Here is a 24110-nt window from a genome sequence, read left to right on the forward strand (position 1 = left end):
GTAACCTTCTTTTTTCCTGCATGGTGGCCTTTACCGCTGCCATGCACGCCGCCTTGGTAAGCCATGCCGCCAACGCAGAAGGCCCAGCCTCCTACTGTGCCTGATCCTTTTTCTCGGTAGCCAAACATCCATGTCGCAGGCAGTGGCGGTGCAAAAACTCTGTATTGTTGCCCCATGAATTTTCACGCTGCCAAGGTGACCATTTGTGGCCAAGAAGGCGACATATCAGGCGGGATCTAAACCATCTCATATTGTGTGCTTTCTTTACCTTACGTGTTTGCCAATGGAATTTGGAAAGCGTGCAGAGGCAAAGGCATTTAGGGTAAAAATTTATAATTTTCTAGGGTAGTATCAGCATACACCTTTCAGGCTGGGGGGAACTGGCCTGTCTTGGCTTCAGCAAGGGCGCGCTGCATAAGCTTTTTCTCGTTCTTTTTAAGGAAGATGGCGCTCCCGATAATGCAGATAATCCCAATAACGCCCACGCATGTTCCGACTGTTCCGGACAATTTGGTAATCTGATTGCCCAGAATGTACGTGCCAATAGCATAGCCACCAGCCCAGCAAGTGCCACCAAGGGCATTAAACAGCATAAAGCGCGGCCAGCGCAATTGGCAGGCTCCTGCAAGCAATGCCACAAACACGCGTGCAACAGAGATAAAGCGCCCAAAGAAAACAATGGCATCGCCATGATGGTGAAACAGATATTCCCCTAACAGGAGGCGATCTGCTGTCAGGCCAATTTTTGCGCCATGTTTCTGTAAAAGCGGTAGCCCAACATGGCGCCCGATCAGATAACCGAAATTATCTCCGATAATGGCCCCCAAAATCGCAGCCGCAGTAATGCCCTCAATACCCAGATGGTGGGTTTTAAGGCTGTAAAGCGCAGCCGTGATAATGCAGGTTTCTGCTGGTAAGGGCAGGCCCATGCTCTCCATCATGACAATGATGGTGATAATTCCATATCCATAATGCTGCAGCAGATAGTCGAGATGCTCAAGCAGGGGAAATAATCCTTAGAGTGTTCAATGAAGCGTGAAAAAGCTGGCAAACCATGATGGAATCCAAAAAAACGGGCTAGTGACTTTCGCGCATGGCAAGATTGCACCTTCAGCCATTATGGATTTGCTGGGTGTTATGTGGATTTTCAGGAGAACCTAACTACCTGTAATGTCATGACTTTTTTGGTTGTTTGATACAAATTCATTACAAGAGCAGGGGGCTGGTGTATAGACTGTTCCTGAATTGGAGAAGATGCGCCCCAACGTGTGGCGCTTATGAGCTAAGGAACGAACCTATGCATCAGACAGCCCATGCTGAGCCCGCAGCGGCAGCACACGCGCAGATGCCCATTTCAGATGTAGATGTCTGCATTATTGGTGCTGGGCCTGTTGGGGGAACCTTGGCGTGCCACTTGGCGCAGGCGGGTATCAAAGTGGCTGTGGTGGACAAGGCGGATCTGCCGCCCATGGAAGACCCAGATTTTGATGGCCGGGCCTATGCTATTGCTGCTGGCCCCAAAGCGTATCTGGAAGAAGCCGGTGTGTGGGAGGCTCTGCCTCTGCCATCCTGCCCGATTGAGGATATTCTTGTAACGGATGGGCGGCCGGGTGAGCCCGCATCACCGTTATTTCTGGAGTTCACGCGGGAAGATGCCAATCAGCCATTTGGATGGATGATTGAGGCACGCTCTTTGCGTGTAGCGTTAAACGCCAGCCTGCACACTACGCCAGAAATTACACTGCTGGCCCCGGCTGAAGCCAGTATTGTGCGGCATAAGGAAGGGGCAACAGTAACCCTGCATGACGGGCGCAGTTTTAAGGCAAAGCTGATTGTGGCGGCTGATGGGCGTAAAAGCCGTTTGCGCTCTCAGGCTGGCATTCCGCTTACGCGCTTGTCTTATGGGCAAACGGCTATTGTTTGCGCCATTGCGCATGAATTCCCGCATGATAACAGCGCGCTTGAGCATTTCCTACCCGCAGGGCCATTTGCGCAACTTCCTTTGCCAGGGAATGAAGAACACCCTTACATGTCCGCTATTGTCTGGAGCGATCATGATGGCTTGGCAGAGCGTTTTGCCGCATTGCCGGACGATGTGTTTGCCATGCAGCTTCAGCGCCGGATGGGCAATAATCGTTTAGGGCAGGTCAAGCCTGTGGGGCGGCGGTGGACGTATCCTCTGTCTGCCCAGTATGCCCAACGTTATACGGATACCCGCATGGTTCTGGTGGGAGATGCCGCGCATGGTATCCATCCCATAGCCGGGCAGGGGCTTAATTTGGGTTTTCGCGATATTATTGCGCTAAGCAAGATTTTGATTGCAGCACATCATCACGGCAAAGATCTGGGAGCGCCTGAGTTGCTGGCGCGTTATCAGGCAGAATGCCGCCCAGCCAACATGCTTATGCTTGCAGCAACCGATGTGCTGGACAGGCTGTTCAGTAACAATAATCCAGTTTTAAGGTTTGCGCGTGATGTGGGTATTGCGGGGGTGAACCGTTTGCCCGCCTTGCGTAAAGCCTTTGTAAAGCACGCTATGGGATTGTAAAAATGGATGCAGCAACGCATGACGGCGCTCAGGCTGCCGTTAAAGCCAGCCATTTTGATGAAGACAGCTCAATCTGCGCGCCTCAGCTAAATGTTCTGTGGCAACAGATGACACAGCAGGCCTGTGTTTGCCATGATCCGTTGGTGAAAGGGTTGCTGGCGACGGGCGTGCGTAGTCATTCGGATTTTTCTTCTGCACTGGCGGCGTTGATCGGGCGCAAGTTGGGGGATCGGTCTGTGGCATCCGATGCTTTGGCGGAGCTTGTTAAAGAAGGCTTTGATGCAGAGCCGGATATTGTATGTGCCGCCGCGGCTGATCTACTGGCGATTCGAGAAAGAGATCCCGCCTGCCCGGATTTTGTAACGCCGTTTCTGTTCTTTAAAGGCTATCAGGCAGTTCAAACATATCGGGTGGCGCATTGGTTGTGGGCAGAGGGGCGGCGGCATCTGGCGTTACATCTGCAAAGCCGCGCATCGGAGTTGTTTGCTGTCGATATTCACCCATCAGCGCGCCTTGGTCGGCGTATTTTATTCGATCACGGTACGGGCATTGTTGTAGGGGAAACCTGCATTATCGAAGATGATGTTTCCATTCTGCAAAACGTCACACTGGGTGGCACAGGCAAGCATTCTGGAGACAGGCACCCTAAGGTGCGGCGTGGCGTGTTGATTGGTGCCGGTGCCAAGGTTTTGGGGAATATTGAAATTGGTGAGGGTGCCAAAATTGGAGCTGGTTCCATTGTGCTGGAACCCGTGCCGCCCTTTACAACGGTTGTAGGTAACCCAGCCCGTAAGGTTGGTGTGCGCCATACCGGGCGCATGCCCGCCCTGAATATGGATCAGACACTGCCGCCAATTGATTATATTATTTGATTGGAAGCAAAAGGACATTACTGAAGGGAATATATTTTCCTTCAGTAATGTATTTTTAAAGTAACGTAGCGCGTGAAAACTTTCTTACAGAGCACTTTCGCCAGATTCTTTGGTGCGAATACGAACAGCGCGTGAAATATCACTTACAAAAATTTTGCCATCACCAATTTTGCCAGTATGCGCTGCTGTGGCAATGGCCTCCACAACCATGTCTTCCATGTCATCTTTGATAACAATTTCAACCTTGATCTTGGGCAGAAAACTGATGCGATATTCTGCACCACGATAAATCTCGGTCTGGCCGCGTTGCCGACCAAAGCCCTTCACTTCAGAAACTGTTAACCCCTGAATACCTAAAGGGGCCAGAGCTTCGCGCACGTCATCAAGTTTGAAAGGCTTGATAATCGCAGTAACCAGTTTCATGCGCTCTTTACTCCATTAAATGTCCGTCTATTCCGTTTCGATAGTGACATATTAAATTGACTTGCGCTAGGCGAATATTTGGTGAGCGTAAATGTGAAGGCTCCACTTGGCGTATAGGCGCATGCCTTTCATTTTTCGGGGTGTAAACGGGGTAAAGTAACAGACAAAAACCAATATTTACCTTTTCACATTGCGTATGTTGGCTGCACAGGGCATTGATGCCGCTGTTGAGTTCCCCTGATATTTGTACATAAAGCAGGGTGTGACCTTATGGCAGGATGGGAGAGTTGCTCGTGCGTATAGCCATGATTGGTGGCGGATATGTTGGACTGGTTTCCGGCGCATGTTTTGCTGAATTTGGGCTGCATGTTGCTGTGGTGGAAACAAATCCAGACCGCCTTTCTGCTTTGCGCGAAGGTCGTATCCCTATTTATGAACCGGGCTTGGATGTGTTGGTTGAAACCAATGCACGTGCCGGACGCCTGACTTTTGGGGATGATATTGCACAGGCTGTTGCTGGCGCAGAGGCTGTTTTTATTGCCGTGGGCACGCCGCCACGGAATGGGGATGGTGCAGCGGATCTGCAATATGTACACGCAGCGGCCCGGCAGATTGCACAAGCTCTTACCGGCTATGCCGTTATTGTCACCAAATCTACAGTGCCAGTGGGCAGTAGCCGTAGAATAGCTGAAATTATTCGCGCCACCCGCCCGGATCTGGATTTTGATGTAGCCTCCAATCCTGAGTTCCTGCGTGAGGGCAGCGCTATTGATGATTGTATGCGCCCAGATCGGGTTATCATCGGGTTGGATCAAAAACAGCCAGAACGCGCACGCCGTGCCGAAGCTGTTATGCAGCGGGTTTATGAACCGCTGAAGAAAATTGATGCACCATTGGTCTTTACCGGTCTGGAAACGGCAGAGCTGACCAAATATGCGTCCAACTCCTTTTTGGCCATGAAGATTTCTTTCATTAATGAAATGGCCGATCTGTGTGAAAAATTAGGGGCCAACGTGCAGGAGCTGGCTTACGGAATGGGGCTGGATGATCGTATTGGCAGCCGCTTTTTAAATGCTGGCCCCGGTTATGGTGGTTCCTGCTTCCCCAAAGATACGCTGGCTCTTTCCCGCATCGCGCAGGAAGCCCAAAGCGGGTGTCGTTTAGTAGAAACCACAGTGCAGGTGAATGAGGCTCGTAAAGCTGCCATGGCGGGCCGCATTATTGCGGCGTGTGGTGGTTCGGTAAACAATAAGACCGTGGCTGTACTGGGCCTGACCTTCAAGCCTGAAACAGATGATATGCGGGAATCAGCTTCCATTCCCATTTTGCACCGTTTGGCTGAGGGCGGGGCACGCTTGCAGGCTTATGATCCGGTTGGCATGGATGCCGCCAAATCTCTTTTGCCACCAGAAACAACATACTGTGAAAATGCGTTGGCAACCGCACAGGATGCTGACGTTTTGGTAGTTTTAACAGAGTGGGAGCAGTTCCGATCCATTTCACCAGATGCTTTGGCGCAACGTATGCGAAATAAAATTATTGTAGATTTGCGCAATATTTTTGATCCTGCTGTTATGCGTGAATCTGGTTTTTCGTATCTGTCTGTTGGGCGTCCGTAACGCCATACAGCAGCGCAATACTTAGAAAGCCGTGGCCTAGCGTAAGGGCCACGGCTTTTTTATGGAACCTATTTTAATTGCACTTGCAATTTTTATGTGAACAAATATAGAACAGAAAAAGCTGAGGAGGGTCTCATGTCTTTGTCTGAACATATCGTTTTTCAGCCATTTGTTTGGCGGGGCACGAAGTTAGAAGGTGGATCTGCCATTCTGTGCCGTAATCTGGAAGATGCGCATCGCCGGATAGAAAAGGTGCGAGCAGGCGTTCTTTCTGTGGCCGGAGCACTGGTGGTGCGTATGCAGGTGGATGAAGAAGCTGGTGATTATGGAGAACCAGAATTTTTGGAACGTATTGGCAGTGTGCCAGAAATTGATGAGTAAGTTTGGTAATAAATGAAAGCCCTATTCCAGTAAGACACAGAAGTTGCAGGAATAGGGCTTTATGAAAAGTGTAATGTAACCGTTGAGATATTACGGTGAGCCGCCAGCCCCCGTTCCCATGTAAGGCCCGCTTGCTTTAGATGAGTCTGGGCGGTAGCCATCATTTTCATCTAAGGCAGGGCCACCATGGGGGTTTTCATCTTCATCTTCAATAATGGGCGGAGGGGCCTTCTGGTGCGCCTTGTCATGGAACAAGGGGCTGCTGTCTGATGCTGGCTGTTCATGGCAGGCAGTAAGAGCAAGCAGAAGGCCAGCAAGAACGGTAGCGGATTTCAATTTCATATCACGTATCCACAAAAATGCATGCCAAGGGGCAAGCGCTTAACGTGTGCCAAAAAGGCGATCACCAGCATCACCCAAGCCGGGAACGATGTAACTGTGTTCATCCAAACCGCGATCAATAGAACATGTCATAATCTGCACGTCTGGATGCGCTTTTTGCAAGCAGGCAATGCCTTCTGGGGTAGAAAGCAGGCAGGTAAACAGTAGCTTGCGTGCTCCTTTTTCCTTCAACCGCGTAATGGCGGCTGCCGCGCTGTGCCCTGTAGCCAACATGGGATCAACAACAATACAGCGGCGGGAAGAAACCTGAGAGGGAAGCTTAAGATAATATTCTACAGCTTCCAGTGTTTCGGGGTCACGGTACAAACCAATATGGCCAACCGGTGCAAATGGCACCAAGTCCAGCATGCCATCTAAAAGCCCATTGCCAGCACGCAGGATGGAAATAAAGCACACATCTGGCCCAGCCAGTTGCTCACCCATCATGGGTTCCAGAGGCGTTTGGATTTCTACTGGCTCTAATGGCAACTCGCGGGTGGCTTCGTAGCACATCAGCAAGCTTAGTTCGCGCACAAGCCGACGAAAACCGGCAGTAGAGGTTTCTGCGCGTCGCAAATGGGTCAATTTGTGCTTGATAAGCGGATGATCCAGCACAAGAGGGGGGAGGGGAGTAACAGCATGACTTGTCATGCAACCCTCTATAATCATGGAAAAGCGCGTCTGCCACGTTTTCTTGCAGATGCAGAATATGTTTTATCCAGATCGTGCGGTTAGAAAAAAGGAAGGCCATCATGAAGCGTATCTGGATGGATGTGGAAGATCTGTTTGCCTTTGCACAAGCAGGTGCACGGCTTACGGGTATTCAACGCGTTGTGCTGGAAATTTGTGCAGCTTTTATGGTTGATCCGCGTATGGCTGGCCACATTGGTTTTGTGCGGCACACTATTCAGGGTACAGGCTTTGTGGTGGTGTCTTGGGCGCAGGTGCAGGCGGTTTGGCAAGCCCTGAGTGGGCAGGGGGCTGGGCAACCAGAAAGCATGCAGATACGCAGCCTTTCTACTTCACACCTTACAAACCAAAGTTTGCTTCAAAAATGTGGGCAGCATGTGCCAGTTTCTGTACGCGTTCCTGCTGGTAAGCTGATCAGAAATACCCAGAGTGCGATGCAGGCAGGAGGAATGCTTGTGCGCGGCTTATGGGAACTGGCTTCTCATAATTTGCACAAAAAAGATGATTTTAGTGCACAGGAACAAGCTTTTTCTCCTCAAAAGGGGGATATCCTGCTTTCGCTAGGGGCATCATGGTCTCATGCCATGTATCAAAAACTGTTGCGGCAGTGTCGGCAGCAATACGGCATGCGTATTGGGGTTTTGGTGCATGATCTGGTGCCGCTTTTGTGGCCAGAATGGTGCCAGCCCGGTTTGCCTGCTGTATTTCGGCGTTGGTATGAGCAGGTTGTGCCGGAATGCGATGTTATTTTTGCGAATTCCGAATCTACCCAGAAAGATGTGTTGTCTTATGCACAACGCAGCGGCAAGCCGCTTTCTGTTCCCGTTATTGTAGTGCCTATGGGGTGCGGGTTTTCTAAGGCAGATCCGGCAAGCGCACCTCCTTCTGTTCAAGAGCAGATAAAGCAGTTGGGGCCTTATGTTTTATGTGCTGGCACACTGGAAGTGCGTAAAAATCATGCGCTTTTAGTAAGAGTATGGCGGCGGTTGTTGCAGGAACGGCCAGCCAATACCGTGCCGAAGTTGGTGATTGCTGGCGGGCAGGGGTGGCTGGTGGACGATCTGTTGCAGCAGCTTGAAAATAGCGCGTGGCTGAATGGGCACGTTGTGTGGGTAGATAGGCCATCTGATAGCTGTATGGCGCAGCTTTATAAGCAGGCGCGGTTTACAATTTTTCCTTCATTTTATGAAGGCTGGGGCCTACCGGTGACAGAAAGCCTACATTGGGGAAAGCCCTGCTTGACGTCTGCTGCGTCTTCCCTGCCAGAAGCAGGGATGGGGCTGACAGAAATGTTTGACCCTGATAACGCATCGCAGGCATTGGAGCTTGTACGTAACGTTCTGGATCAGCCGCAGCGCCTGGCAGCTATGGAGCAACAGATAAAGACACGTTTTCGGCCCATAGGTTGGAGCCGAGCCGCCGAGACTTTGTGGCAAACAGTCATGTAATGACCCGACGGCACGACAGAAGCATTGTTTGCAGAATGGATGGAAAAGGGAACGCTTGAATGGCTGTGAATTATGCCACGGTAACATGGGATCAGTTGCATCGTGATGCACGTGCGTTAGCAGAGGCGCTGATGCCTAAAATGCCCATTAAAGGCATTGTGGCGGTAACACGCGGAGGGTTGATTCCCGCAGCTATTGCTGCGCGTGAACTAGGGTGCCGTCTGATAGAAACCATTTCTGTCGTGACGTATGATGAAGAAAATATGGGCAAGCCCCAGATTATTAAGGAGCCCGTTGCCGCCGGTGATGGAGAAGGTTTTCTGATTATTGATGATCTGGTTGATTCTGGTGTGACGGCCCGTGTGGTGCGTGAAAAACTGCCCAAAGCCTATTTTGCATGCCTGTATGCCAAACCTGCCGGTAAGGAACTGACAGATCTGTTTATTACAGAAGTGCCGCAGGATACCTGGGTTTTGTTCCCGTGGGATACGGCGCCTTTGTTTGTGCCACCGCTGGCAAAAAGCAAAAAAAGCATGGTTGACTGATTTTTTATCATCAGAGGGTTGCCATACTCCGAATAGGCGCTTAAACAAGCGCTCAGTTCGGGGCGTGGCGCAGCCTGGTAGCGCGCGTGTTTTGGGTACACGAGGCCCCCGGTTCGAGTCCGGGCGCCCCGACCATAAATAAAGCGGGAGGCAACATCATGCCAGCGCGTATTTATAGGCAGTCAAAGCCTGCTGGTCAGTCAGGTTTGGCTGGCACCAGAGAGTGGGTTTTTGAATACGGTCAATCTGCTCCACGTAAGCAGAGCGCCCTTATGGGGTGGACTGGTAGCGCAGATCCACAATCTCAAATACATTTGTATTTTGATAGCCGTGAAGCTGCGGAAGCTTATGCGCAACGCGAACACATTGCGTATGTGGTGGAAGAAACAGCACCGCGTATGCGTCGCCCCAAAGTATATGCAGATAACTTCCGTTATGATCGCATCCAAAACTGGACGCATTGATTTTCTTGCTTTTCCCTATTATGCGTAGGGCGTAAAGCGCCCTTAGCTCAGTTGGATAGAGCAACAGCCTTCTAAGCTGTGGGTCGCTGGTTCGAATCCAGCAGGGCGCGCCAATTTTTTCCTAAAATACAGGGTGCAGTAGGCGTTTGTGTGCGCTAAAGCCGGATGTGTCTTTTCACGCTCCGTTTGAAAGTGCTGTCATGCTTACGGTTTTGCATCGTCTTATCTTGCCAACTGAAGGGCTGGAGCAATGCGATGCAATGTACGCACGTCCTGCGCTGCCAGAGCGTGTGGCTGATACATCTTCCTCAGCCTTTCGGCTAAAGATGGGGCAGGCATTTACTTTTGATACATTTTACAATGCGTTTTCCGTAAAAAAGTGGAAACAGGCTGGTGGTGTAAGTCGCCTGCTGTTGAGCTTGCATATACGCGGGCAAGGTGAGGTAACGCTTTTTCATCGTTCCAAGGCAGATGTTGTCACACCTCTTTGGAGCAAAGAAATTGAGGGCGAAATACGCTGCGCAGAGGAAATATCAGCGTGGCCTACATTATCTGAAGGCCTGCTGTATTGTAGTGTAACGGCTCAGTCAGAGTGCACGGTAGAGGCCGTATATTTTGCAACATCCTCGCCCATGGTGCAGGCGCCTCAGTTGGGTGTTGTCATCACGCATTTTAATCGGCAACAATATGTACGTAATTCCATCCAGCGGGTGCAAAAGGCGCTTTTGCAAGATCCTGCCTATCAGGATGTGATCCATTTTATTGTTATAGATAATTCAGCCAACCTTGATCCGGCGGAGGTGCCGGGGGCCAAGGTTATCAAAAATCATAATTACGGCGGCAGCGGTGGTTTTGCGCGCGGCCTCTTATATCTGCATGAGCAAGGCACCTTTACCCACTGTCTGTTCATGGATGATGATATTTCCTGCGAGGTTGAAGCTATACGGCGTTGCTACGCTATGTTGGCTTACAGTGTAGATAGGCGCATCGGCTTGGCAGGTACCTTGCTGGACGATCAAAAGCCATGGAGTGTGCAGGAAAAGGGGGCTGAATTCTCAGCGGGGGTGTTTCGTCCTTTACATAAAGGTGAAGACGTTAGGCCTATAGAAAATCTGCTGAATCTGGAGCAGGATACAGGCAAGCCCGTTTATGGTGGATGGTGGTTTTTTGCGTTCAGGCTAGATGCCGTATCAGCCTATCCATTTCCCTTTTTTGTGAGAGGGGATGATGCGCTTTTTGGCCTGATGAACCGTTTTAATATTGTTACGGTAAATGGTATTGCCTGTTTTTCTGAACACTTTTTGAGCAAGGAAAGTGCTTTTACCCGTTACTTGGGTATGCGGGCATCCTTGGCTATCTACCTTATGGTGGGGCAAGGGCGCGCATTACCGGCTGTAAAAATGATGGGGCTCGCTTTTTTATGGTGTGCATTGTCATGCAGGTATCAAAGTGCGCAGGCTATTTTGCTGGCATTTCAAGATGTAAGCCAAGGGGCTGATTTCTGGCGGCAAAATCTGGATTTTATGCCCCTTGCCAAGCGTATCCAAAAAGAAGCTGTGCAATGTAAAGAACCTGCATATTTTCAATCACATCCGTTTCATTATGAAGGACAATTAGAAACAAAATTGAGGAGATGTGTGAGGCTCATGAGTTTAAACGGGCATCTTCTGCCAGGATGGGCTTTATATAAAAAACCGGTATATGTAGGAGAATACACGAGCGGGTTACTGGGGCTGACATTCAGACATCAGCGCATTGTTTATCGTAAATATGAAAGTTCAGATATTTTTGAGGTGGAACTTAACAGGTTCCGATTGTTGGCTCTTACATGGGCTTTTTTCAAAACAAGTATTATATTTATTTTGAAGACACCGTTTTTGAGGAAGTCGTATAGAAGTAAACTATCTACATTATGCAGTCGAAATTTTTGGATATCTGTTTATAAATAAAATAATTAATATTTGTATTTAATGTTGTTTACACATGAATGTATTATTTTTTATTTTGCGGGGCTTTTCGAAAAGGTTTTTGAGGGGGATCTTTTTGGAAATCAATGTACTTTACTGTTGATGGATTGAGTCTTTTAATATTTGCATTTTTCTATTATAAGATAAGATTTTGCTCATCGAGGTAATTATGAAAGTAACAATATACACCGCTTGCCACGATAACTTTCAAAATCCTATTGATAATATTTATACTCCAATGTTATGTGGGAAAAAGAATAAGAATATAGTAACAAATTTCATGGGTGATGATACAGGGCAAAATATATCTGATCTCAATTACTGCTTCTGTGAATTAACAGCCTTATATTGGATGTGGAAAAATGACAAAACGTCCGACATTGTTGGATTGAGTCATTATCGACGTTTTTTTGCAAAAAAAACGTATGGAAATAATCTGTTTTATAAGACCCCGTCTAATCCAGATGAAAAGATTGAAAGAGAAGAAATAGCCGCAGGGAATGATTTTGACTACCTTATGGGTGATGTCGATCTTGTGGTTTCTTTGAAGCAGGATGTAGGGAACGTTTTGCATAACTATAGATTGTACCATAATATTGATGACATGTTCCTTGTTGAAAGAATGATACAAAGATTGCACCCAGAATATATGGATGCGTATAGATTTTTCATGAGAGAGGAGTGTGCTATTTACCGATACAACATGTTTGTTGGTAAGAAAGCTGTTGTTGATAGATACTGTGAATGGCTTTTCTCAATACTTCTTCCTTTGGCTGATTTGAAATTTTTCAATAATTATACTGATTATCAAAAAAGAATTTTTGGCTTTATTTCGGAAAGAATTATGGGCGTCTGGTTGCTGCATAATAGGGACAAGCTCTTAATTGAGGAACGTCCTGTTGTTGAATTTCTTTAAGTTTATGTAGTTCTGCAGGAAAGGAGGCTCCATATTTATGGGGCCTCCTTTCCTATGACGTGCCACTTGCTTTGGTTATATTATAGGCTTGTTATATTATAGGCTTCATGTACGAAAAACTTTAACGCCTGATCAGCTTAGGCAAGTTGTTGGCCAAAGTGTGGTAAAGGGATATACATTCTTCAAAGATTAAACTGGTATTGTTTGTTGTTAAAGTTAGGGCTGAAGGGTTGAAAAACGTATGACATTTTGTGTTGTGGGCGCTGGATTTAGTGGTGCCGTTATTGCCCGTCATCTGGCAGAGCGCGGTCATAAAGTGGTGGTCGTGGATGAACGCTCCCATATTGGTGGGAATTGTTACACGGAGCGTGATGCTGAAACCGGTGTTATGGTGCATAAATATGGGCCTCATATTTTCCACACCGCAGATGAGCGTACATGGGCTTACGTGCAGAAATTTGGCACGTTCAAGCCTTATGTAAACCGTGTGAAAGCCATTTCTAACGAGCACGTCTATACGCTGCCTGTTAACCTGCTGACCATTAACCAGTTCTTCGGTACTACAATGGGGCCGAAGGAAGCGCGTACTTTTATTGAAAGCAAAGCGGATAAAAGCATTACTAACCCTCAGTCCTTTGAAGAACAGGCACTGAGCATGATTGGTCCGGATCTGTATCGGGCATTCTTTTATGGATATACGCGCAAGCAGTGGGGGCTAGAGCCTACGCAGCTTCCGGCTTCCATTCTCAAGCGCCTGCCTTTGCGCTTCAATTATGATGATAACTATTTCAACCATCCGTATCAGGGCATGCCAGAAGAAGGTTATACTGCCATTGTGCAGAATATCCTGAACGTTGAAGGCATTGATGTCCGGTTGGGCAGTTCTTTTGAAAGCCTGAAAGAAGATTTTCAGCACGTATTCTATACGGGGCCGATTGATCGGTATTTTGGTTTCCGTCTGGGCCGCCTAGGGTACAGAACGCTGGATTTTGAACGCTTTGTAGATGATGGCGATCATCAGGGCACCGCGGTTATCAACTACTGTAATGAAGAAGTGCCTTATACGCGTATTTCTGAACACAAACACTTTGCCCCGTGGGAACAGGACAAGTTCTCCAAAACGGTTTGTTTCCGTGAATACAGTCGTCTGGCGGGTGAAAACGATATTCCTTACTACCCGATCCGGTTGGTAAACGAAAAGAAGATGCTCGAAAGCTATATCGAGCTGGCACGTGCAGAAAAAGGCGTGTCCTTTATGGGGCGTTTGGGCACGTACCGTTATCTGGATATGGATGTTACCATCAAGGAAGCGCTGGCTGCGTGCGATGTGATCGACACGGCATTGCAGGCTTCGGAACTTTCACTTCCTGCGTTTTTTGTTGATCCTACCTGATAGTAATTTTCTGTAATATTTTATGAAACACCCATGCAATATATTTGTATGGGTGTTTTTTTATGCGGTTTCGTAAAATTTATTTAGTTTTTATTGATAATTTTGGCGCTTTCTGTTGAAAAAGAGAAAGGTATTCCATTTTTTTTGGTCTGATATGTCAAGAAACAATAGTTTCGTAAAAAACGGTTTTTTAGCTGTTTTTTACGCTTTGCTGGTGTCGTGCTTTGTGGTGGGGATATGCGAGGTTCGCTTTCCGTCCTTTTTTACCATAGATGATGCCCAGAACGAGTATCTGGGGTTTCTGCGCCAGTATGGGCAGACATGGTTATCTGGAGAAATTCCGTTCATCACCAAGAATATTTTTATTGGTGATAACGCAATGGTAGAATTGCAGCGTGGTATTTTTGCGCCGCAGAATATTCTGGCATCTTTGGTAACGTGCCTTACAACCAATCCGCTTATTACGGGGTGGTTTTATGCTTTATGTAACGTTTTTATCTGCTGCATTTCCGGTTATATTATAGGTCGCAGCTTGGAAATATCGCGCGATATTTCTTTGTTGCTTGGGTTTTCTATCGCAATCAACCCAGTATTTTTATATCAATATGCCGGGCCATGGTGGAACGCTGCTAATGGGCATGCGTGGTCTTTGCTGGCCATTGCAACGTACTGCCAATTGCGCCAACGTATGACCACAGGGGCAGTTATAGCTAATTTTGCTGCAACACTTGTGCTTCTGGCCTCTGGCTGGCCGCATGGGTTTATTGGTTATCTGGCTGTTGTGGCAGGCTTTAGTTGTGTGGATCTGGCATATGGAGATCCCATAAAGGTTCTGTTCCGGCGTTGTGTGCCTTTGTTATTGGCAGGCATAGCCGCCATTCCTGTGTATTCAGAATACGTGTATCTGCATCCGCTGCTTAACCGTGCAACAGGGTGGGAGAATGCAGATAATTTTATGGTGCCCAGCCTTTCTCAGTTACTGGTAACGTTCTCTCCAACTTATTATGAATTCATGAATTATTTTGGTGGGTATAAGTCTGTTTTTATACCTGTTGGGTTTTCCACACTGTTTGCGTTGCCGGTTGCAATTTTCTTCCGTACTTCTGTGCGTGATCGTATTCTGGCAGCCTGTTTGGTTATTTTGGGTATAACAACGGCTTTGGCTCTTATGCCTTCGCAAATGGGTATTTTACGTTGGCCTTTGCGTTTTGTGCCGTATGTTTCTGTATTTGCAGCAATTACGACATTCTATGTTTTTTCAAAAAAGGACATTGTTGAAAGTTCTGCGAGACGGAATGTATTTTTTGGAATTACCGCTTTGCTGTTTGTTGTTTCGGCTTCCAAAAATGTATTTGAGCGTCCCAAAGTTGTTGCTTTGGAGCTTTTAACAAGCATTGCGTTGGTAGCGGTGTGGTTTTTATATGCCAGAAGCAAGAAAATAACCGGCAAAGATATTGGGCTTATTATTCCAGCGGCTATACCAGTATTTTCCCTGTTGCTGATGCTCGCCAGCATGCCTTCTCTGGGGAGGATTTATTTGCCGGTGAATGTACTGCCTTCTCATGTTTCTGTTCCTGCCTCAGTGAATATGCAGGGTAATCTGCTTTCATTTGTGCCTTGGAGTAGAGAGCATCCAAAGGAAGCGGCAGATCTGCAATCAAGCTTGTTTGGGTATTACAATATCCGTGCGCTCAATGGTTATTCTCCCAATGGGCAGGATTATACCGATGCCGTTTTAACGCACGATACGTCTCATACCATTTTCAAACCGGATGATATTATTCCCAAACTGGCATCTGCTGTTATGCTGCCCGGTAATCCCTGTTTGTTTGATCTGTTTGCCGTTAGCAGCATGGTGGTGTCTTCCGATACCTATCAGAAATATCATCATGATTTTCTGGCCTGCGGATACCATAAGGTTGCTACAGCACAGTCTGGAATGCTGTATCTTTCTACGCCCAAAACGTATCCAGCCAATCTGGCGTATTCCACGCAAACAGGCGTGACAGTGGAGCGTGAGACAGCAAATAGCATGACGTTTTCTGTGCCAGCGCATACAGCGCCCATGCAGATGGTTTTGTCTCGCCAGTGGTGGCCGGGTTACACCGCGCAAGGTTTGAATTGTAAAGTAAACGTAAGTGGTTTTCAGGATGTTTTGGTGCAGGTGGATGTACCAGCAGGATGTTCTGGTAAGCTGACAGTTTCCTATTTCCCGCACACATGGCCGCTGGCTTTGGTTTGCCTGCTGATGGGGGTGTTAGGGTTGGTGGTCTTTTTGTGGCAACTCAGCAGAGAGCGAAAATTGCAGCTTATTCTGCAAATGCGCTGATACTAAAAAGCCCGGCAATATTTTTGCCGGGCTTTTTTCTGATACGTCAGATTAAGAAAAAGACTTTGATAAACTCAGCTCTTTTTTTCTTCTGTTGTCAGTTCATTTTTGTAAACATGGCGCCAGAAATCTTCAGTTGTCATATTCGGCAGCGCTTTGACATAAGCTTGTTGCAGGGCAGGCATGGCGCGCGCAAATTTTGCACACACTGCCAGCCCTTCTTTCCAGAGCTCAAAAAACAGTTTTCTGTTCTGAGTGGCGACATAACCCGTGCGCGTGGCTTCGTGATAGTAAAGCACGTGTTTAAAACGGAAGATATCACGGAAAGCCGCGTTAAAGTCTTTGAACTGGAAGCGCACATCATCCCGCATCAATACGGCTGGCAGAAGTGTACCATTGAGAGTGACAAGCCGTGCCAGGCGGCGGATACGTCCATCGTGATGATGATGGTGCAGAACCTCAATATCTTTCAGATCATAAGGCACCATTTTTTCACTGGGTGTCAGGGCGCCAATCTGGGCACGTACGTTAGCCATATCCATGTTGCGCACAAAGAATTCAGGCCCCTCCATCACGTGCTTCATGGCCATGATTAACGCTTTGGCGCTGGCGTAATTGTAGGAGAACAGAACGCCACGGAACCAGACCAGAAAAACATCCAGATACGGTTTGGACTTTTCTTCTCCATTCAGCATCATCAGTACCATGGTCGCGCGCAGGCCCAGATACCGCGTCATCGGGCTTTCCTTGACGCTGAAGTCTTCTGCCATGGAGCAGATGCCGTTCATCGTTATCAGCGGGAATTTGTTCTGGAGCGAGAATTCCGCGTCATCCCCGCGCACAAAGAAGGGGTAGGGGAAGTGGCGCACGGCAGAAATGGGAAAGGCAAAGAACCACCAGCCGCCGTAGTTGGCGGCGGAATCATCCATTTCTGAAAGCAAAAGGTGGTGGATATTGCGCATGTCCAGCATGTGTTTACGGGCAATCCACCGGCCTTTTACAAAACGCGCTCCGGCTTCGTGCAGCTGCCAAGGCACAGTTTCACGAAGCTGGCTGCCTACAATGGCAGCGCGATCTTCCGTGCTGTAGCTCAGCAGCATGTAGGCACGGCAAACGGCCTCAAAGTCACAGCTAGCATCATCATCCATGAACAGGCAGTGCGTAAAGCCGTGGTCTTTTGCGTACAGCAACCCGCGGGTAAAGCCGCCAGCGCCACCCAGATTCCGGTTAGGTATAACCAGCGCGCTTCCGGCTTCATCAGGTGTGACGTTTTGAGAGTTATCGACCACAATAACCTGCACCCGGTCTTTCCACTGTGGTGCATTCTTCAGGCCAGCTTCAAGCTTTTGCAGGGCAGGGAGCAGGTGCGGTTTACGGTTAAAGTGTGTGATAACAATAGCCATGCGGGCATCTCGCACTGGCTGCTGTGTGGTGGAAACATTGCCGCCGCGCAGATAACCATCTTCCAGCGCTTCCACCCACATATAAAGCAGGCCGCGTTCCAGACCAGCCCAGAATGGCAGATCCAGAGAGACCGGTGCGCCTTCTTCCAGTTCCACTGTGTGTTCAAACAACCACCGGTGGGGCAGGCCTAGCTGATGCAGCCCAAAGCGGACAATAAACTTGCCTTTGCCTTCCAGCGTCAGGCTCAGGTTCTCAATGGCACAGAGTTCACGCCACCGTTCAACGGTAATGCCGTTAAAGTATGTATCAAAGGCGGCCCGGCCGCCCGCATGAAATGAAAGTGTTTCTGGCGCAGCACGAAAAAGCTCAACCTTTTCATTCAGAGCCCGAAAATACAGATCTTCCGGGATAACGGACTGAAGAGCCGGAAAAATAATGTTCTGGAGCACCATAGGCGCATCCTTTACATTTTCTTTTAATATTTCTTGCGTGGCCATGAGGTAATATTATCCCTGAAAGAAGATATAAAGCGCCATATGGGGCTCTTTTAGTTTGCCACAGGCGGGATGCAAGCCTGAGAATGCCGTATTGGAGAGAATTTGCCGCACCCTGTTGCGGATTTGACAACAGCCTTTAGGCAAAATCTGTAGCACTTATTATTTAAGCTTTTTGTGCTTTGGTATCTGTATAAACTGGCAGCATGAAGCAAGCTCCAACATCTGATGGCTTGCTTGATTGAGATAGTCTTGTTCGATGCTGAATGAGAGGAAAAAATTTTGCCATCTGGTTTTTCGCCAGCGTTTAGCGTGGTTGTACCCTGTTATAATGAACAGGAAGTTCTGCCAATTTTTCACCAGCGGCTATCTGCCGTTATGGAAGGGATTGGTGCGCCGTGGGAGGTTGTTTACGTAAACGATGGCTCGCGGGATCAAACGTTGGCTGGCATGTATGCTCTGGCAGAGCAGGATGGGCGCGTAAGTGTTGTGAACCTTTCCCGCAATTTTGGTAAGGAAATTGCTCTAACAGCAGGGTTAGATCATGCACGGGGTACGCGCGGCATTATTGTAATTGATGCCGATTTACAGGATCCACCAGAAGTTATTGCCGATCTGGTAGCCGCATGGACAGATGATGTAGATACCGTTTACGCCCGCCGCAACACGCGGGAAGGGGAGACTATTCCCAAACGGCTGACAGCATGGATGTTCTACCGTGTCATGAAGCGGCTAGGCAACAAAGTGGTTATTCCGCCAGATACAGGGGATTTCCGGCTGATGAGCCGCAGGCTGGTGGATAGCCTGTTGCTGCTGCGTGAACGGCACAGGTTTATGAAAGGGCTGTTTGCTTGGGTTGGCTTTCCATCTCGCGCCGTTCTGTATGATCGCGCCCCACGTTCTGCGGGTAAGAGCAGTTTTAATTACTGGTCTTTGCGGAACTTCGCGCTGGAGGGAATCACCTCGTTTTCTGTGCTGCCGCTTCAGTTAAGCACATATATGGGGCTTGGTATTTCCATACTGGCTGTGTGCTACGGTATCTGGATTGTTGGGTGCACCCTGTTATTTGGTAACCGGGTGGCGGGTTACCCCAGCCTTATGGCGGTTATCCTGTTTTTAGGCGGTATCCAGCTTATGACAGTTGGCTTGATAGGCGAATATGTGGGCCGTATTTTTAATGAAACCAAAAAACGCCCGCTTTATCTGGTAGAAGCCTATCGCCCGGCGCAGGAAAAAAAGCATACGGCCCAACCCTAAAGCCGTGCTCTGCCTATTTTGAGGCTTGACGGACAAGGCAGGCCGCCCCATTGCTTCGTACATGCGAGTAGCCGCCATTCTTTTGGCTGCCGGTACGGGCAGTCGTTATGCCGCCACTACGGGTTCTTCCATTCCCAAGCAGTACGTGCTGCTGGCTGGACAACCCGTAATCCGTCATGCAGCGCAAGCTTTATTGCCTCATGTCACCTCTATTCAGCCAGTTGGAGATCCTGCCTCCTTGAACGAGGCGCTGGAAGGATTGAAGATTCTGCCGCCAGTAGCTGGGGGTGAAACCCGGCAAGCCAGTGTGCGCGCAGGGCTGGAGGCACTGGATAAACTGCCAGAAGCCGAAAAGCCGGATATCGTGCTGGTGCATGATGGGGCCCGCCCGTATGTGACCGCGCAGGTGATTGGCAATGTTGTTTCTGCATTGGAGCAGCATCCTGGGGCCATTCCGGCTGTGCCAGTGGCGGATACACTCAAGCGGGAAAAAGATGGTGTGATTGATGGCACCGTCCCGCGGGATCATCTTTATCGTGCCCAAACGCCACAGGGCTTCCGCTTTGGCCTGTTTTTAGATCTCCATCGTGGCGCTGCATCCGTGAGTGCAACGGATGATGCCAAACTGCTGGAAGATGCCGGGTTCAGCGTCGCGTTGGTGGCGGGTGATGAAGATAATATCAAGCTGACATATGAGGGTGATCTGGTGCGTCTGGAACGACTGATCGGCCCCACGCTTCTGCCGCGCGTAGGGCTGGGTTACGATGTGCATGCGTTTGAGGAAGGGCGTCCGCTCATCCTGTGCGGTATTACGGTGCCCCATACCAAAGGCTTGGCCGGGCATTCAGATGCCGATGTGGGTATTCATGCGTTGTGTGATGCCATTTATGGTGCGTTGGCCGAAGGTGATATTGGCCGCCATTTTCCACCCAGCCAGAATGAGTGGAAAAACGCAGATAGCGCCCGCTTTCTGGTGCACGCAGGCCAGCGTATCCGTGAACGCGGCGGCATGCTGGTAAATGCGGATCTGACACTGATTTGCGAGCGCCCTAAAATTGGCCCGCATTCTGAAGCCATGCGCAAACGTCTGGCAGATTTGCTGGAAGTGGATGTGGATCGGATTTCCGTTAAGGCCACCACATCCGAACGTCTGGGCTTTACCGGGCGTGAAGAAGGTATTGCCTGCACGGCTACAGTTTCTGTTCTGGTGCCCTAAGCTGGCGCCATTACGGTTTCTTATGTTGCGTAAGGCGCAGGGTGGCTGTATTTCTGCCTAAATCATAGGCAAACGGAAATAACAGTGCATACGCAACCCACCCTGCGTCCCATTACTCTGGGCAGTATCGTTTTGGATACGCCTGTCATTCTGGCCCCCATGTCTGGTGTGACAGATCTGCCGTTTCGGCGTCTGGCACGCAAGTTGGGGGCCGGTCTTGTTGTTTCTGAAATGATCGCCTCTTGGGCGATGGTGCGTGAAAACGATACCACCCTGCGTATGGCGGAGGTGGCGGATGCGGGTGGCCCAAATGCCGTGCAGCTTGCAGGGTGCGACCCGGACGCCATGGCAGAGGCCGCGCGTATTGCCGTAGGCCGCGGGGCAGATCTTATTGATATCAATTTTGGTTGCCCGGTTAAAAAAGTGGCTGTTGGCCAGATGGCCGGTTCTGCCCTTATGCGGGATGAAGGGGCTGCCGAGCGTTTGCTGGCTGCCGTGGTTAAAGCCGTGCCAGTACCCGTTACCCTTAAAATGCGCATGGGTTGGGACCATGAACACCTAAATGCCCCTGTGCTGGCGCGTATTGCGCAGGATGTGGGTATCCGCATGATTACGGTGCATGGCCGCACGCGCCAGCAGTTTTATAATGGCACGGCCAACTGGGCCTTTGTGAAAAATGTAAAGGACGCGGTGGATCTACCCGTTATCGTGAATGGTGACATTCTTACGGTTGGAGATGCGCGGGAGGCATTGGCGCAATCTGGCGCAGATGGGGTAATGATCGGACGTGGCTGTTACGGGCGTCCGTGGTTTTTGGCGCAGGTGGCACACGCTTTGCGTACGGGGCAGGAAATTCCCGATCCTGCTTTGCCGGAAGAAAAAGCCATTGTGCTAGAACATTATAATATGATGCTGGAGCACTTTGGCCAGCGCCCCGGTCTGCGTCTGGCACGCAAGCATGTCTCTTGGTATTCGGCAGGACTGCATGGCTCGGCATCATTCCGCGCAGCGTTTAATCGAGTGGAAACGCCAGAAGAAGCCATTGCCATGATTGCTGATTTTTACGATCAGCAAATTGCGGCTGGTGCGGTGCGAGAGCCGCGCGTTTCCCGTCATGCCATGGCGCAGCAGCAAGATCAGGTTCAGGCGGCGTGAAGGTAAAAGCAGCGCATGGGGTTGCTCAGCCCGATGCGGCGCTTGTTCTGGACAGTCTGCCCGTTCCGGTTTTGGAAATAGGGCCACAAAATACAATTCTTGCTGCCAATATGGCGGCAGAAGAGTTTTTTGGCATGTCTCGCCATCAGTTACGGCACGGTGGTTTGGCAGAAGTTGTTCCGCAGGACCATCCGGTTTACCTGCTGCTTCAGCATGTGCGCACCCGTGGTGGAAGTGTAACAGAGCATGAACTGCTGTTTAGTTCCCCACGCTTTCATCATGAAAGTGTCAGTGTGCAGGCCGCTGATGTGCCAGATTACCCGGACATCATTTTACTGACATTTCATGAACCTTCCGCAGCCCGTATGTTGGATCAGCAACTTGCCTACCGTTCTGCGGCCCGTAGCGTTTCCGGGCTGGCCGCCATGCTGGCGCATGAGGTGCGCAACCCGCTATCTGGCATTAAAGGGGCTGCGCAGTTGCTGGAACAGGCCGTAACAGATGCAGACCGTGATCTTGCCACCCTGATTTGTGATGAGGTTGACCGTATTGATGCGCTGGTTGACCGCATGGGCATGTTTGGTGAAGCCAATCTGGATTTCCGGGCACTCAATATTCACAGAATATTGGAACATGTGCGCCTGCTGGCCAGCAACGGTTTTGCCAAGGGTATCAAAATTATAGAGCGTTATGATCCCTCCCTCCCGCATGTATGGGGGGATCGGGACAGGTTGGTGCAGGTCTTGCTTAACTTAGTGAAAAACGCAGCCGAAGCCATACGCAATACCGATAAAGGCGGGGAGATCACGCTGCTTACCAGCTATCGCCCCGGTATTCGGGTGGCTGTGCCGGGCACGGCCCAATGGCGGCACCTTCCGCTGGTTGTTACTGTGCGGGATACAGGGCCGGGTATTTCCGAAACAGTGCGCCCTCATTTGTTCGAGCCCTTTGTATCCACCAAGGTAAACGGAAGCGGGCTGGGGCTTGCTTTGGTCGGTAAGGTGATGGACGACCACGGTGGCGTTATTGAGGTAGAAAGCCGCCGCGGCTGTACGGAAATCAGCTTGTTTCTGCCGATTGTCGACCATATGGGGCATTCGGGGTGAGATACCCTTTTGTGCAACAGTTCTGTTTTTCAGCTTTTTATCTGGTTTGAGACGTTATGACACCGCTGCCCACTATTCTTGTTGCTGATGATGATCGTTCTATTCGCACTGTGCTGGGGCAGGCATTGGGTCGGGCAGGCTATCAGGTGCAAACCACACCATCCGTAAACACACTCTGGCAATGGGTGCAGGAAGGTGAGGGGGATTTGGTGATTACGGATGTGATCATGCCAGATGGCAGTGGGCTGGATCTGGTTACGCGCATTCGCCAATTTCGGCCTGATCTGCGCGTCATTGTCATGAGCGCGCAATCAACTCTCACAACAGCGGTAAAAGCCACGCAACGTGGCGCGTTTGAATATCTGGCCAAGCCGTTTGATTTAAAGGAACTGCTGGCGGTTGTGGCAAGAGCGCTTACAACCCCAGTGCAGGAAGCCGAAAAACCAGCGGCCGATCAACCGCCAGAAGAACGCTTGCCTTTAATTGGGCAGTCCGTTGTTATGCAGGGGATCTATCGCAGCATTGCCCGCCTGACCACTTCTGATCTCACAGTCATGATTTCTGGGGAAAGCGGTACGGGTAAGGAACTGGTAGCTCACGCATTGCACGAATATGGTCGGCGCAGAAGTGGGCCTTTTGTGGCCGTCAATATGGCGGCTATTCCGCGCAAGCAGATTGAAAGCGAATTGTTTGGGTATGAACGTGGCGGCACGTTAGGCCGCATGCCCGGACGGTTTGAGCAGGCCACAGGCGGTACGCTATTTCTGGATGAAATTGGAGACATGCCGCAGGAGGCACAAACTCGTTTACTACGTGTTTTGCAGGAAGGTGAATTTACCACAGTAGGGGGCACAACGCCCTTGCGTGCAGATGTGCGCATTATAGCTGCTACGCATAGAGATCTGAGGCAGGCTATTCAGGCAGGTACGTTCCGTGAGGATCTGTATTACCGCCTGAATGTGGTGCCGTTGCGCCTGCCACCACTGCGGGAAAGGTTGGAAGATATTCCGCTGCTGGCGCGGCATTTTCTCTCTCAGTGTCGGGATGATGGCGGAACGTACAGAATCCTGGATGAAAGTGCCATTACAAGGCTTCAGGCCTGGCGCTGGCCGGGTAATGTGCGAGAATTGGAAAACCTCATCCGCCGTATTGTGGCCCTGTATTCTCAGGAAACCATCACCGGCGATGTGATTGATGCAGAACTGGCCGAACCTTTGGCGTATGATCCGATTCCCAACAGCGTTATGGCGGCGGAACCTTTGTCGGAATCTGTTTCTCGCCATATCGCCCGTTATCTGGAAGCCGGGCGGGATGGCGTGCCGCTGCATGATCTGCATGCCCGGATTATTGCAGAAGTTGAACGTCCACTTATCCAGATGACACTGGCCGAAACACGCGGCAACCAGATCAAAGCTGCTGCCATGTTAGGCCTGAACCGAAATACATTGCGGAAAAAAATTCGAGACCTTGAGATTCCTGTCGTTCGTGGCGTAGTCTGATCC

The 24110-nt window shown here is 49.7% G+C and carries 21 protein-coding genes and 2 tRNA genes; 18 read left to right on the forward strand and 5 right to left on the reverse strand.

Annotated features, from left to right (window positions below; genetic code table 11):
- Positions 1-365: 365 nt before the first annotated feature.
- Positions 366-929, reverse strand: coding sequence for a DedA family protein (locus FKW31_RS04225; protein WP_231621146.1), 564 nt, complete (start codon positions 927-929; stop codon positions 366-368).
- A 368-nt stretch (positions 930-1297) separates the two neighbouring features.
- Between FKW31_RS04225 and FKW31_RS04230 the strand changes: the two genes are divergently transcribed.
- Together FKW31_RS04230 and cysE are read left to right on the forward strand one after the other, a co-directional pair.
- On the forward strand, positions 1298-2548 hold the full coding sequence (locus FKW31_RS04230) for a UbiH/UbiF/VisC/COQ6 family ubiquinone biosynthesis hydroxylase (protein ID WP_081461448.1): 1251 nt from the start codon (positions 1298-1300) through the stop codon (positions 2546-2548).
- Positions 2549-2550: 2 nt separating this feature from the next.
- A complete protein-coding gene (gene cysE / locus FKW31_RS04235; protein ID WP_003625733.1) occupies positions 2551-3420 on the forward strand; it encodes a serine O-acetyltransferase in 870 nt (289 codons plus the stop codon).
- 84 nt (positions 3421-3504) lie between these two features.
- Here cysE and FKW31_RS04240 read toward each other — a convergent pair whose 3' ends face one another.
- A complete protein-coding gene (locus tag FKW31_RS04240; RefSeq protein ID WP_003625731.1) occupies positions 3505-3843 on the reverse strand; it encodes a P-II family nitrogen regulator in 339 nt (112 codons plus the stop codon).
- Positions 3844-4121: 278 nt separating this feature from the next.
- Between FKW31_RS04240 and FKW31_RS04245 the strand changes: the two genes are divergently transcribed.
- Together FKW31_RS04245 and FKW31_RS04250 are read left to right on the forward strand one after the other, a co-directional pair.
- Complete coding sequence (locus FKW31_RS04245; protein WP_006116447.1) at positions 4122-5462, forward strand: UDP-glucose/GDP-mannose dehydrogenase family protein; 1341 nt, start codon at positions 4122-4124, stop codon at positions 5460-5462.
- A gap of 135 nt (positions 5463-5597) precedes the next feature.
- Positions 5598-5843, forward strand: coding sequence for a hypothetical protein (locus tag FKW31_RS04250; RefSeq protein ID WP_035350564.1), 246 nt, complete (start codon positions 5598-5600; stop codon positions 5841-5843).
- 90 nt (positions 5844-5933) lie between these two features.
- On the opposite strand, the gene FKW31_RS04255 is transcribed toward FKW31_RS04250, so the two are convergent.
- Both FKW31_RS04255 and upp read right to left on the reverse strand, forming a co-directional pair.
- Positions 5934-6185 (reverse strand): hypothetical protein, encoded by a 252-nt coding sequence (locus FKW31_RS04255; protein WP_035350566.1) that lies wholly within the window; start codon positions 6183-6185, stop codon positions 5934-5936.
- Positions 6186-6224: 39 nt separating this feature from the next.
- On the reverse strand, positions 6225-6893 hold the full coding sequence (gene upp / locus FKW31_RS04260) for a uracil phosphoribosyltransferase (RefSeq protein ID WP_006116450.1): 669 nt from the start codon (positions 6891-6893) through the stop codon (positions 6225-6227).
- Positions 6894-6976: 83 nt separating this feature from the next.
- Between upp and FKW31_RS04270 the strand changes: the two genes are divergently transcribed.
- From FKW31_RS04270 to FKW31_RS04310, 9 genes are all read left to right on the forward strand, one after another.
- Complete coding sequence (locus FKW31_RS04270; protein WP_150177907.1) at positions 6977-8362, forward strand: glycosyltransferase family 1 protein; 1386 nt, start codon at positions 6977-6979, stop codon at positions 8360-8362.
- 59 nt (positions 8363-8421) lie between these two features.
- Positions 8422-8907, forward strand: a complete 486-nt coding sequence (gene gpt / locus FKW31_RS04275) for a xanthine phosphoribosyltransferase (RefSeq protein WP_006116452.1) — start codon at positions 8422-8424, stop codon at positions 8905-8907.
- A gap of 58 nt (positions 8908-8965) precedes the next feature.
- Positions 8966-9042: transfer RNA gene (locus FKW31_RS04280), tRNA-Pro, on the forward strand.
- A gap of 23 nt (positions 9043-9065) precedes the next feature.
- Positions 9066-9371 carry an ETC complex I subunit gene (locus FKW31_RS04285; protein ID WP_035350573.1) on the forward strand — a complete coding sequence of 102 codons (306 nt, stop codon included), beginning with the start codon at positions 9066-9068 and terminating at the stop codon, positions 9369-9371.
- A gap of 36 nt (positions 9372-9407) precedes the next feature.
- A tRNA-Arg gene (locus FKW31_RS04290) sits at positions 9408-9484 on the forward strand.
- 87 nt (positions 9485-9571) lie between these two features.
- On the forward strand, positions 9572-11320 hold the full coding sequence (locus FKW31_RS04295) for a glycosyltransferase (RefSeq protein ID WP_193562041.1): 1749 nt from the start codon (positions 9572-9574) through the stop codon (positions 11318-11320).
- A 187-nt stretch (positions 11321-11507) separates the two neighbouring features.
- Positions 11508-12254 (forward strand): DUF4422 domain-containing protein, encoded by a 747-nt coding sequence (locus FKW31_RS04300; protein WP_081461449.1) that lies wholly within the window; start codon positions 11508-11510, stop codon positions 12252-12254.
- A gap of 241 nt (positions 12255-12495) precedes the next feature.
- Positions 12496-13647 (forward strand): UDP-galactopyranose mutase, encoded by a 1152-nt coding sequence (gene glf / locus FKW31_RS04305; protein WP_063354306.1) that lies wholly within the window; start codon positions 12496-12498, stop codon positions 13645-13647.
- Positions 13648-13801: 154 nt separating this feature from the next.
- Positions 13802-15976, forward strand: a complete 2175-nt coding sequence (locus FKW31_RS04310) for a hypothetical protein (protein ID WP_150177909.1) — start codon at positions 13802-13804, stop codon at positions 15974-15976.
- A gap of 74 nt (positions 15977-16050) precedes the next feature.
- Here FKW31_RS04310 and FKW31_RS04315 read toward each other — a convergent pair whose 3' ends face one another.
- Positions 16051-17877 carry a glycosyltransferase family 2 protein gene (locus tag FKW31_RS04315; protein WP_150177910.1) on the reverse strand — a complete coding sequence of 609 codons (1827 nt, stop codon included), beginning with the start codon at positions 17875-17877 and terminating at the stop codon, positions 16051-16053.
- Positions 17878-18156: 279 nt separating this feature from the next.
- Here FKW31_RS04315 and FKW31_RS04320 point away from each other — a divergent pair, with 279 nt between their 5' ends.
- From FKW31_RS04320 to ntrC, 5 genes are all read left to right on the forward strand, one after another.
- Complete coding sequence (locus tag FKW31_RS04320) at positions 18157-19131, forward strand: glycosyltransferase family 2 protein (protein ID WP_150177911.1); 975 nt, start codon at positions 18157-18159, stop codon at positions 19129-19131.
- A gap of 61 nt (positions 19132-19192) precedes the next feature.
- Positions 19193-20347, forward strand: a complete 1155-nt coding sequence (locus FKW31_RS04325) for a bifunctional 2-C-methyl-D-erythritol 4-phosphate cytidylyltransferase/2-C-methyl-D-erythritol 2,4-cyclodiphosphate synthase (RefSeq protein ID WP_035350588.1) — start codon at positions 19193-19195, stop codon at positions 20345-20347.
- 84 nt (positions 20348-20431) lie between these two features.
- Positions 20432-21502: a tRNA dihydrouridine synthase DusB gene (dusB, locus tag FKW31_RS04330; RefSeq protein ID WP_006116461.1), complete on the forward strand. Its 1071-nt coding sequence runs from the start codon at positions 20432-20434 to the stop codon at positions 21500-21502.
- Positions 21499-22608, forward strand: a complete 1110-nt coding sequence (locus FKW31_RS04335; protein ID WP_006116462.1) for a nitrogen regulation protein NR(II) — start codon at positions 21499-21501, stop codon at positions 22606-22608. Before dusB ends, FKW31_RS04335 begins: the two co-directional genes overlap by 4 nt.
- 56 nt (positions 22609-22664) lie before the next feature.
- Entirely contained in the window at positions 22665-24107 is a 1443-nt protein-coding gene (gene ntrC, locus FKW31_RS04340; protein WP_006116463.1) for a nitrogen regulation protein NR(I), read from the forward strand.
- Positions 24108-24110: the final 3 nt, after the last annotated feature.

The organism is Acetobacter sp. DmW_136 (assembly GCF_008690365.1).
GTDB classification, from domain to species: Bacteria; Pseudomonadota; Alphaproteobacteria; order Acetobacterales; family Acetobacteraceae; genus Acetobacter; species Acetobacter oryzifermentans.

Excerpts from the sequence above, each read along its gene's own strand:
- FKW31_RS04225 (WP_231621146.1), bottom strand. The coding sequence starts at position 929 with ATGGGCCTGCCCTTACCAGCAGAAACCTGCATTATCACGGCTGCGCTT.
- FKW31_RS04230 (WP_081461448.1), top strand. The coding sequence starts at position 1,298 with ATGCATCAGACAGCCCATGCTGAGCCCGCAGCGGCAGCACACGCGCAG.
- cysE (WP_003625733.1), top strand. The coding sequence starts at position 2,551 with ATGGATGCAGCAACGCATGACGGCGCTCAGGCTGCCGTTAAAGCCAGC.
- FKW31_RS04240 (WP_003625731.1), bottom strand. The coding sequence starts at position 3,843 with ATGAAACTGGTTACTGCGATTATCAAGCCTTTCAAACTTGATGACGTG.
- FKW31_RS04245 (WP_006116447.1), top strand. The coding sequence starts at position 4,122 with ATGGGAGAGTTGCTCGTGCGTATAGCCATGATTGGTGGCGGATATGTT.
- FKW31_RS04250 (WP_035350564.1), top strand. The coding sequence starts at position 5,598 with ATGTCTTTGTCTGAACATATCGTTTTTCAGCCATTTGTTTGGCGGGGC.
- FKW31_RS04255 (WP_035350566.1), bottom strand. The coding sequence starts at position 6,185 with ATGAAATTGAAATCCGCTACCGTTCTTGCTGGCCTTCTGCTTGCTCTT.
- upp (WP_006116450.1), bottom strand. The coding sequence starts at position 6,893 with ATGATTATAGAGGGTTGCATGACAAGTCATGCTGTTACTCCCCTCCCC.
- FKW31_RS04270 (WP_150177907.1), top strand. The coding sequence starts at position 6,977 with ATGAAGCGTATCTGGATGGATGTGGAAGATCTGTTTGCCTTTGCACAA.
- gpt (WP_006116452.1), top strand. The coding sequence starts at position 8,422 with ATGGCTGTGAATTATGCCACGGTAACATGGGATCAGTTGCATCGTGAT.
- FKW31_RS04285 (WP_035350573.1), top strand. The coding sequence starts at position 9,066 with ATGCCAGCGCGTATTTATAGGCAGTCAAAGCCTGCTGGTCAGTCAGGT.
- FKW31_RS04295 (WP_193562041.1), top strand. The coding sequence starts at position 9,572 with ATGCTTACGGTTTTGCATCGTCTTATCTTGCCAACTGAAGGGCTGGAG.
- FKW31_RS04300 (WP_081461449.1), top strand. The coding sequence starts at position 11,508 with ATGAAAGTAACAATATACACCGCTTGCCACGATAACTTTCAAAATCCT.
- glf (WP_063354306.1), top strand. The coding sequence starts at position 12,496 with ATGACATTTTGTGTTGTGGGCGCTGGATTTAGTGGTGCCGTTATTGCC.
- FKW31_RS04310 (WP_150177909.1), top strand. The coding sequence starts at position 13,802 with ATGTCAAGAAACAATAGTTTCGTAAAAAACGGTTTTTTAGCTGTTTTT.
- FKW31_RS04315 (WP_150177910.1), bottom strand. The coding sequence starts at position 17,877 with ATGGCCACGCAAGAAATATTAAAAGAAAATGTAAAGGATGCGCCTATG.
- FKW31_RS04325 (WP_035350588.1), top strand. The coding sequence starts at position 19,193 with ATGCGAGTAGCCGCCATTCTTTTGGCTGCCGGTACGGGCAGTCGTTAT.
- ntrC (WP_006116463.1), top strand. The coding sequence starts at position 22,665 with ATGACACCGCTGCCCACTATTCTTGTTGCTGATGATGATCGTTCTATT.